8 protein-coding genes are annotated in these 9683 nt (G+C 62.8%); 5 read left to right on the top strand and 3 right to left on the bottom strand.

What is annotated here, in order from left to right; genetic code table 11:
• Positions 1–1130, top strand: a 1130-nt coding sequence (gene purB / locus FZZ88_RS00870; protein ID WP_230332789.1) for an adenylosuccinate lyase, incomplete at its 5' end; no start/stop codon positions are given.
• Here purB and FZZ88_RS00865 read toward each other — a convergent pair.
• Positions 1131–2324 carry a polysaccharide biosynthesis/export family protein gene (locus tag FZZ88_RS00865; protein ID WP_226423722.1) on the bottom strand — a complete coding sequence of 398 codons (1194 nt, stop codon included), beginning with the start codon at positions 2322–2324 and terminating at the stop codon, positions 1131–1133.
• A 69-nt stretch (positions 2325–2393) separates the two neighbouring features.
• On the opposite strand from FZZ88_RS00865, the gene FZZ88_RS00860 reads away from it, so the two are divergent.
• Genes FZZ88_RS00860 through FZZ88_RS00850 form a run of 3 tightly spaced genes read left to right on the top strand, consistent with a single transcriptional unit; the run spans position 2394 to position 4945 of the window.
• On the top strand, positions 2394–3335 hold the full coding sequence (locus FZZ88_RS00860) for a GNAT family N-acyltransferase (RefSeq protein ID WP_166017780.1): 942 nt from the start codon (positions 2394–2396) through the stop codon (positions 3333–3335).
• A 42-nt stretch (positions 3336–3377) separates the two neighbouring features.
• Positions 3378–3662 (top strand): phosphopantetheine-binding protein, encoded by a 285-nt coding sequence (locus FZZ88_RS00855; RefSeq protein WP_166018078.1) that lies wholly within the window; start codon positions 3378–3380, stop codon positions 3660–3662.
• Between the two features lie 2 nt (positions 3663–3664).
• Positions 3665–4945 (top strand): beta-ketoacyl-[acyl-carrier-protein] synthase family protein, encoded by a 1281-nt coding sequence (locus tag FZZ88_RS00850; protein ID WP_370520018.1) that lies wholly within the window; start codon positions 3665–3667, stop codon positions 4943–4945.
• Here FZZ88_RS00850 and FZZ88_RS00845 read toward each other — a convergent pair.
• A complete protein-coding gene (locus FZZ88_RS00845; RefSeq protein WP_226423721.1) occupies positions 4896–6887 on the bottom strand; it encodes a capsular biosynthesis protein in 1992 nt (663 codons plus the stop codon). The genes FZZ88_RS00850 and FZZ88_RS00845 overlap by 50 nt on opposite strands.
• Before the next feature lie 67 nt (positions 6888–6954).
• Positions 6955–8952 (bottom strand): capsular polysaccharide biosynthesis protein, encoded by a 1998-nt coding sequence (locus FZZ88_RS00840; RefSeq protein ID WP_166017777.1) that lies wholly within the window; start codon positions 8950–8952, stop codon positions 6955–6957.
• A 32-nt stretch (positions 8953–8984) separates the two neighbouring features.
• On the opposite strand from FZZ88_RS00840, the gene FZZ88_RS00835 reads away from it, so the two are divergent.
• Positions 8985–9665, top strand: coding sequence for a cytidylyltransferase domain-containing protein (locus tag FZZ88_RS00835; protein WP_166017775.1), 681 nt, complete (start codon positions 8985–8987; stop codon positions 9663–9665).
• Positions 9666–9683: the final 18 nt, after the last annotated feature.

The raw sequence follows: 9683 nt of genomic DNA, 5'->3' as shown, positions 1-9683 counted from the left end.
TGGAGCGCATCCTCGAGATTGAAGCCGAGGTGCGCCACGACGTGATCGCCTTCCTCACCAACGTGAACGAGCACGTTGGTGATGCCGGCCGCCACATCCATGTGGGCATGACCAGCAGCGACGTGCTCGATACGGGCGTGGCCCTGCAACTGAAACGCTCTGTGGCCCTACTGCGAGATGAACTCGATCTATTGGCGGAGGCTCTGCGCGAACTGGCCAGGGCCCACAAGAGCACGGAGATGATCGGTCGCTCCCACGCCATTCACGGTGAGCCGATCACCTTCGGGTTCAAGGTGGCCGGCTGGCTGGCGGAAACCGAGCGCAACCGCACCCGCCTGGAACGGCTTGAGCAGGATGTGGCCGTTGGCCAGGTCAGTGGCGCCATGGGCACCTATGCCAACACCGATCCCCAGGTGGAAGCGATCGCCTGCGAGATCCTGGGGCTCACCCCCGACACCGCCAGCACCCAGGTGATCTCCCGTGATCGCCATGCCGACTACGTGCAGACCCTCGCGCTGGTGGGCGCCTCCCTGGAGCGCTTCTCCACCGAGATCCGCAACCTGCAACGCACCGATGTGCTGGAAGTGGAGGAAAACTTCGCCAAGGGCCAAAAAGGCAGCTCTGCCATGCCCCACAAACGCAACCCAATCCGCAGCGAGCGCATCAGCGGTCTGGCCCGAGTGCTGCGGAGTTACACCATTGCCGCCTTGGAGAACGTGGCCCTCTGGCATGAACGCGACATCAGCCACAGCTCCACGGAGCGAATGATGCTCCCCGATTGCTCGGTCACCCTGCACTTCATGCTGCGGGAAATGACCAGCGTCGTGAAGGGTCTCGGGATCTACCCAGAGAACATGCGTCGCAACATGAATGTGTATGGCGGCGTGGTGTTCAGCCAGCGGGTGCTTCTGGCCCTGGTGGGCACCGGCATGAGCCGTGAGGAGGCTTACCAGGTCGTCCAGCGCAATGCCCACACGGCCTGGAACACCGCCGGCGGTGATTTCCGCGCCAACCTCGAAGCAGATGGCGATGTCACCAGCCGGCTCTCAGCAGCGGAGCTGGCTGACTGCTTCAGCACCGCATTGCACCAGGAGAACCTGGGCGTGATCTGGAAGCGACTGGGGATTTAATCAGCGCCTGGGAGAGGATGATCCAAATCCCGTCGGCAGGCCGAGAAGCCGGAAGACCGAAGCCGCATCGACAATCGGCTCGAGCGGCAACATGGCATCAGTCATCGTGTCCGTGACCTTGGTGAAGGTATTGCGGTTCACAACCACAACATCACCATTGCGCAATGGCGGGTTGTTGGCACTGCTGAGCACAGCATTGGGGTCATAACGCAGTTGCTTGACCGTGGTGCGGCCCTGGCCATCCATGCGGATCAAGTCCACCCGCTTCACACTGCCGCGGCGGGTGACTCCACCGGAAGCCAGGATCGCACCGGACAACGGAGCATTGGAACGGATTTCAACCACTCCCGGAGAAAAGACCTCACCAATGACCTGCACATTGATCGCCGTGGGGGCGAAATTCGAGGCGGCGGTTGTAAGCAGATCCACATTGACTGGCGATTTCGCCTTGTGCACCCGGATGCTGTCGCCGTCATAAATCAACGGATTGGGAGCAAAACCTCCGTCTTTCAGCACTGTGAGGTAGTCGAAGACGTAGCTCTGGGTGGGTCCACCAGGGGTGGGGGAAGGGCGTAGAAGCTCCAAACGGGCCAAATCCCCCGTGGCGCTAATCCCCCCAGCCTTCTGGATCACATCCACCATGGTCGGCCAGCCGCCCCCGTCGCTGCCGACTCCGGTGACCTCGCCACTCGTCCCCAGGGATCCCGAACTATTGACAGGAAGGGTGAAAACTCCCGAGCGCAGGACCTCGCCCGTCACCGTGACCCGGACCGGACGCTGCTCAACCAGGTCGAGATAGACCAGAGGTCGCCGGAGGAATTGGTTGTAGCCATCGGTGATCCGCTGACGCGCCTCCTCAAGGGTCAACCCCCACACCTCAACCGTGCCAAGCCGCGGCAGGTTGATGGTGCCGTCGCTCAACACCTGAACCTGAGCCTCATAACCCTCGATCTTGAACACGGAGCTCACCAGCCGGTCCCCCGGTGCCAGGCGGTAGCGGAATGTCTGGGGCGGCAACCTGGGCGTGGATGGCAACGGCGGAGGCGCCTGCAGCGACGTGGTGGCCCTCACCGGTGTTTTCAGCCAGTTGATCCGCTCTTCAGCCTTCAGCCCACCGCCAAGGGACACAGGAGCCATGAGCACAACCGCTGCAGCAACACCTGCGGAGAGACCGGTCCTTGAGGGCACAACCATGGGTGGAACTGAGACAGCAGCCAATTTGACGCCAATCTTCCCGCATAATGCGATTCAGGCATATGGCCCATGACGCAGACCGGACCAGCAGCGCAGGATGACGTCCTGCTTCCTCAAGGCTGGAGCGAAACCAACCAAACCAGCAGCCTTCTGTTCCGGCTCGACGGCCTAGAGCTGCATCTGATCCCTGGATCAAAATTTGAGGCCGTCGCCGATGCCGTCGGCACCCTGAGGGAATCCACCTACCGCCAGCAGCTTTCCGGCTCCGGCAGCACCCGGGACCTCGATGGCCGTGACGCGGCCTACGACCACTTAATCCTGCTGGAGGCCGGCAGCAGTGCTCTGGCGGGCTCCGCCAGGCTGCAGTTCATTCCTCAGTTCACAGCCGCTGAGGACCTTCCCGGCAGCCAGCAGTCCTATTTGGAGCATGTCTACCCCGGCATCAAAGCGATGCTGGCTGGGCAAACCCACCACGTGGAAATTGGCCGGGTGGCGTTGGCCCACCGCTTTCAACGCCAACCGCATTCCCTGATGGCCCTCTTCCGCGGAGGGCTCCTAATCGCGGCTCGCTCGGGGTTCAGCATCCTGCATGGATTGGTCTCCTACAACCACTTCGCCCACAGCGATGCCGTCAATACAGCTTTTCTGACTGCATTGATGCGGCCTCCGTACCGCAGGATCAGTCCAGTACTGCCCCCTCCGCGTCACCCGATCAACGAAATCCAGCCCGATAACAGCATCCACCCGATCGGCAATGTTCAGGCCCTTGAAGTAGCGATCCGAGAAGAACACAGCGACGACTTCCGGCTGCCTGTGCTGTTGCGCCAATACTTCAACCTGATGGAAGCCAAGGTCTGTGACCTGTCGCTTGCGAGGGATTTCAATCAGATCACTGAAATCCTGATGGCCGCCGACCTCTCTCGCCTGCCGAAAGACCGCCTCTCCTTTTTCATCGACGTTGACCACCAACCCATCTACCAGCAATTCAGCTGGTACCGGGGAGAGAGATAAACGAAGCGACGCTGGTACTTTTACTGGATCAAAAGGGTGCGGGTGTTGACTGAGGGAATCTCCAATAAGCAACAGCTGGAGGGACGCCTTGTCGAGATCCTGCATCGCATTTCCGGCGCCGATCCAGCTGTCATCACCCGCGATGCGCGCTTGATGGAGGACATCGGGATCGACTCCTTAGGGTTCTACGAAATTTTGATCGAGGCCGACACCTGCTTCGGTATTCGCATCCAAGAGGAGCAGCTTCTGCAATTCAAGACAGTTGGTGATATCCAGAGCCATCTGGAATCTCTCGACATCGATCTCACCAGCTCCAAAACCGCCTAACCGTGGCAGTGCTGCAACAGCTCTCCCAGCGTGTTTCGATAGTGGGCTGGGGGTCAGTCTCACCCCTGGGCTGTGACGCAGGATCAACCTGGGATGGCGTCTTGGCTGAACGCTCCGGCATCCGTGCCCTAACAGCAGCCTGGAGCAACGATCTGCCGGTGCGCATTTCGGGCTGCGTGCCCGATGCCGCCACCCGGTCCCTTGAGCCCCTATTGCTGCGACGATCCGACCGCTGCGCCCAACTCGGGCTCCTGGCCGCCCGGGAAGCCTGGGCTATGGCCACCGCAGCCATCGGAGGCATTGATCCAGCGCGCGTTGCTGTGGTGCTGGGCACCGGCATCGGCGGGCTCCACACAATGCATGAACAGCACACCCAGCTGACCGCCGGAGGACCGAGCCGGGTCAATCCCCTCACCGTGCCAATGCTGATCCCCGACGCAGCAGCCGGCCAAGTCGCAATCGACCTGGGCCTGCATGGTGGTGCACACACCCCCGTCTCGGCCTGCGCATCGGGAGCCGAGGCCATGATGCTGGCCCAGATGCTGCTCAATGATGGGCGGGCCGATCTCGTATTGGCCGGCGGCACCGAAGCACCGGTGAACCGACTGGGGCTCGTGGGCTTCTCCGCCATGCGGGCCCTGTCCTCCCGTAACGATGCCCCTGAACAGGCCTCCCGGCCCTACAGCAAAAACCGGGACGGATTTGTGCTCTCAGAGGGTGCCGGAGTGCTGGCAATGATGCGGGTGGAGGACACCCCGTGCGGTGCTGCTCTGGGTTGGCAACTCGCCTGCGGCAGCAGCAGCGACGGCCATCACATCGTGGCTCCTGAGCCCCAGGGAACCCAGGCCAGCCTGGCGATCGAGGATGCCCTACGGCGGGCTGGGGTGGAACCTGGCGATCTCTGCGCCGTCCAAGCCCATGCCACCGGTACCAGCCTTGGAGACCTCGCCGAAGCAAGGGCGCTGAGGCGCAGCCTGGGCTCTGCCGCCGATCACATCCCGGTCTTCGCACCCAAGGGGCAGCTCGGGCATCTGCTTGGAGCCGCGGGAGCCGTCGAGGCAATTCTTGGATTGCAGGCGCTTCGGCAGGGGACGTTGCCCCGCAGTATCAACTCGGATCCTCTCGACCCTGAAGTGGAGCTCGCCGTGACAAGCCAAGGGCCAATCGAGCTTTCTGGCTCAGGTGCCGAACGGCTGATGCTCAAGAACGCCTTTGGCTTCGGCGGACACAACATCAGCCTTGTGCTGTCTGCTCCCGGTAGTACTGCTGAACGGCAGCGCTGAAACCCTCCCGATCGCGAGGGTCAGAGGGCAGCTTGAGATCATCCGCCCGCCCACGGCGGCAGTAAATCGTGCCCAATGGCGCTGTCAAACGACCCAGCAACAGCTGCAGCGGTTTGTAGCGCGCGCCGACGGCCCCCTCTAATCCGTCATAACTAAAGAACCACGGCACCACCCGGCCGCCGTAATGCTGGGCAAGCATGAACGCACTCGGCGACACCCGCTCCTCAATCGGCGTCACAAGCGAGCCGTTGGGGGCAATCATGATTTCGCCGTGATCCCTCAACAAGGTTGAGGCATTCATCATCCCGGCGAGGCGGGACTGGGGCTGGCGATGGTCCAGAACAGCTGAACCTGCGTTGCGCGCGGCAGCGGCATAACCGGGCAGCACCCAGCGCAGGTGCAGCTGCGCGGTGGTCAAGCCTGGCAAGCGAAGCACCCCTTGAGTCACAAGGCCATCACAGGGACTGCGGTGATTGAAGATGTGTACCAGGGGGATGTCGGCCGGTTCCGAGGGTTGGCTGTCATCCACCACCACCTGAATGCCCAGGGCCCGCAGAGCCACAGAGGAAGCCAGGGTCATCAAGGCTGCTGCCCAGTCCGGGCGCTGCAGCAGCATGGACGGCAGCTGCAAGCCATAAAGCGTGAAACCCACAGCGGCCCACGCCAGCCGTGCCACCAGCCGCCCCAGCACCAGCAAGGGGTTTTGCAGAGTCCCTGATTTCGGGATCGGCAATCGGGGACTGGGGGGCAGCTGACGGGCTTCCGGACCGATCGGGAACGTGGTGCGGAAGGGGAAATCTCCATCGAAATTTCCATTCACCTGCGTGGTGAGCACCAGATGGTTGTAGAAGCGATAAAACAGGGCCCGATCGCTGGGCTGGGGATCACACCAGAAGGCATCGAGCGGTTTCTGGTCCGTCAGACCCTCGAGGTTGTAGAAGGTGTTCCCCATCGTCTTGGTGGGCACCGCATGGAACAACGCCTGGAGACCCACGGTGCTGTTCACGGTGATCACCCCACGGCAAGTCCGCAGGTAGCGGCTGAGGGGGCCGTCGTGGATGTAATGGACCCGGCCCGAGACGCCGTATTGCTTGGCGAGGAGTCGGATCAGAGAGGCGTAGTTGTTGTAACCGCGATCCCGAGGATGGTGCTTGAAGGCCAAGTGGTCGGAAGCGTGAGCATGGCCGGCGAAGGAGCGGATGACGTCTTCAATGAAGTCATGCATGCCGCGATAAGACGACCCCATCTGAATCTGCGAATCACTCGAGACCTGCAGAACAGCTAGGAAAAAAGAGAGATGTTCCAGCAACCGCTGCTTCACCGCCCGTTCCTGCCAGCGGTAGAGCCAGTAACGCCAGGTGCCGCGCACCTGGCACCATAGAAACCCTGGTGAAGGCTGGAGCTTGTGCTCACCCTCAATGATCGGGTAGCGGGTCAAGGCGTGTTGAATAAATGTCGGAGCCTTCCAGGCCTTGCGCCAGCGCCAGCCAGGATCAAGCACGATGTTTTGGGGCAGCTGATCGCACTGAGGCAGGCTCCGGTAGAAGCCCGCTGACTGATTGAGGTTGGAGCGGGCATTGACCCGATCCCGTTCCAGCGTCACGTAGTTCGGGCGCAGATAGCCAAGCTCAAACACCCATGCCTCGACGCCGAGGGCGCGGGCTTCTTCAATGGCAATCCGGTGGGGAATGATGAAGTCGCCATACATAAAAATGTGGCGGATTCCGCGTTCTTCAATCAGGCGGCGCAGGAAGGGCCGCCAGGATTCCATTCCCTTGCTGTATGGCACACAGACATCGGCCGAGAAACCGAATTCCCTTAGAGGGAACGCAACCTTGGTGACCGGAATACCGCATCCCTGCAGGTAGCGGCAGAAGCGTGCAAAGAACAGACCGATGGGGCCCATCAAAAGCAGAACCGGTCCGTCAATCCGCACCTGCACTAGAGCTGGCGCCCGTCCCCTCCCCAAAGTGGATCTCGCCCATGAATGGGCAAAATCCTGGCACGCCTCAACGGCGCCGGAGCCGGCCCCAGTGGCGGAACAGGGCCTGCACAAGCGTGCGCCGCTGCGGTGGAGCGGCGCGCCAGGCCACCAGGTCGTCGATGGCCTGCTCTGGCGTAATGAACCAGCCGCTGTCGCGGCTGACATAGCGGGGGTAATCGATCAAGGCGGCATGCACCAGCTCGTCCAGCGACAAGTGCCGCTGTCGGCGACCGCAATGCTCCCGGTCGTGGGTGAGTCCCCAGCCGGCATAAAACGGCAAGCCCCAGCAATGCACCTCCAGGCCGCGCAGCAATGCCTCAAACCCCGCCAGTGACGTGAGCACATGCAGAGCATCGATCTGCGTGAACAGCTGCTGAATCGAGCCCTGCGGCAGCACAACATCGCATAGCTCAGCGGCATCTTCTTCGCCAGCACCGGCACGGCAGAGCCCGGCCACAACATCCGGATGCGGCTTGTAAACGAGATAGGCCTTCGGTTCCGCCGCCCGCACCGCCGCCAGCAAGGCGCGGTTGCTGCGCAGGCCCGGGGCGCCGAAACGGATCGAAGCATCGCTTTCCACCTGACCGATCACCAGCACGACCCGCCTATGACCAGGCGGGCGAATCCAAGGATCCGCCTGAAGGTTGTATTTGGTGATCGCCTCCTCCACCAACCGCTGACGCAACGCCGCGGCCCGCTGGCGTTGAACCGGCGACCACTGCCCCGTCGCCAGGCGTGTTTCCAGGTCGCTGGGCCGGGTGGCGTCGTAATAGACCCCCTGGTGATCCACCACCCAGGACACCGGATCCACCAGATCTGCCCCCAGTCCGACCGAGCGAAGAAAACCGTCTTCCACCTGCAGCACAGGCAGCTGCCGACGCGCAGCGGCCTCGAGCAACCGCGGCCTGGCGCGGCGGCCCCAGACCACCACAGCATCAACGCCCTGCGGAATCCGCCGCCATGGAGCGCGAAACCGCAGCTGACCGCCCGCCATGAAACGACGCAAATTGCGCTGTTTCCAGGGCGTGAAGCCGAAGGCCACACATCGCCGCGGCTGTTGCCTCTGCAGACGCCGCTGTAAACCAATCGCATCCATCAAGGTTTCAATGCTGCAGGGCTGATGCCGGTGGGGGTCGATGCAGCGGCAGGCACCCACCAGTGCGGCATGCACCAGGGCCTCCAGGCTCGCTCCCTGGCGTCGCCGGGCCGGGGCTTCACCTCGGTCATAGGTCAGCCCCCATCCGGCATAGAAGGGCATGCCGAAGCAGTGAACAGGGCGCCCCCACAGCAAAGCCTCAAATCCCATCTGGGAGGTGACCACATACACCGCCCGAGCCCCCTCGAGCAGCTGCGCGGGATGGCCACCATCCGCACTTAAGCGAACGCGGGGCTGGGCCAGATCCCGGGCATTGAAATGGCCCCGGGCGCGGCCGGAGATCACATCCGGATGCACCTTCAGCACCACCGTGCAGTCGGGATGTTCGACCAAGGCGGCCTGAAGCATCCGCTGAAAACAATTGGCATCGGCCAGTCCGAGAGCGATCGATCGATCCCCGGCGGATTGATCCACCACCAGCACATAGGGCTCCTGAGGAGCTTCCGCCTCCACGGGAGGGTTGACCTTGCTGAGCCGCTGCTCGCGCCAGAGCCTCTGCAGTGCGCGGGAACGATCGGCCTCAGCCGCGGTAATCGGCGCCGCGATCAACTGCTCCATTCGGCTGGGGGCCGTTGCATCGAAGTGCACCCCCACCTCATCCACCAGCAGACCAAGCGGTGGGTGAGCCCGGCCCTTGGCCACGGAGCGAAGCAGACCGTCCTCGATGTGCCACACCGGTAGCCCCCAACGGCGTGCGAGGTGCTGTACCCGCAGTGCACTTGGCCGCCGCCCCCAGGCGAGCAGCACGTCGACATCACGGCGGCGGCCCGGCACCAAACGGTCCGGTGCCATGAGCTGCGGCAGTGTGCGGTGTGCAAGCATCCCCTGGGCCGGAACCCCGAGCCGCAGAGCAGCAGGCCTGGTCATCGGGTAAGACAGGTCGGACTGAATCCTCACCGATGGCAGTACCCCGTGGCGCGCTTGCCTTAATTCCCGCCCGCGGTGGATCGAAGGGCATTCCCGGCAAGAACCTACAAACGGTGGGCGGTGTGCCCCTTGTCTGCCGCAGCATCCGTGCCGCCCAAGCCAGTAACGGCGTAGGGCGTGTGGTGGTGAGCACGGACGATGACTGCATTGCTGCAGCCGCCGAAGCCGAAGGCGCCGGTGTGATTCAGCGTCCCACAGCCATCGCCGGCGACACGGCCAGTTCGGAGTCGGCACTGCTGCATGCCCTCGACATCTTGGAACAGCAAGGGCCTCTGGAAACCGAGCTGGTTTTCCTGCAATGCACCTCCCCCTTTACGACCGGGGCTCAAATCGATGAGGTGCTGGCCGCCTTGAACCCAGAACGGTGCAACAGCAGCTTCGCCGTCACCCCATGGCATGGCTTCCTCTGGCAAACCGATGGACGGGGCATCAACCATGACCCTGAGCAACCCCGCCAACGCCGCCAGGACCTGGAACCGGCTTTTCTGGAAACTGGCTCGATCTACGCCATGCGCGTCGCGGCCTTCCGGCGCTGCGGAAGCCGCTTCTGCCCGCCGTTTAGCCCAGTCGTACTGGAGGAGGTGGGGCCAGAAATCGACACACCGGACGATTTAGCTCTCTGCCGCAGCATCGCAGCACAGAAAGCCGAGTAATTTTGCTCGATAAAGTGC

The sequence above is a fragment of the Synechococcus sp. PH41509 genome, from assembly GCF_020514285.1.
Lineage (GTDB): Bacteria > Cyanobacteriota > Cyanobacteriia > PCC-6307 > Cyanobiaceae > Parasynechococcus.
This window is presented reverse-complemented; position numbering and strand designations above follow the sequence as displayed.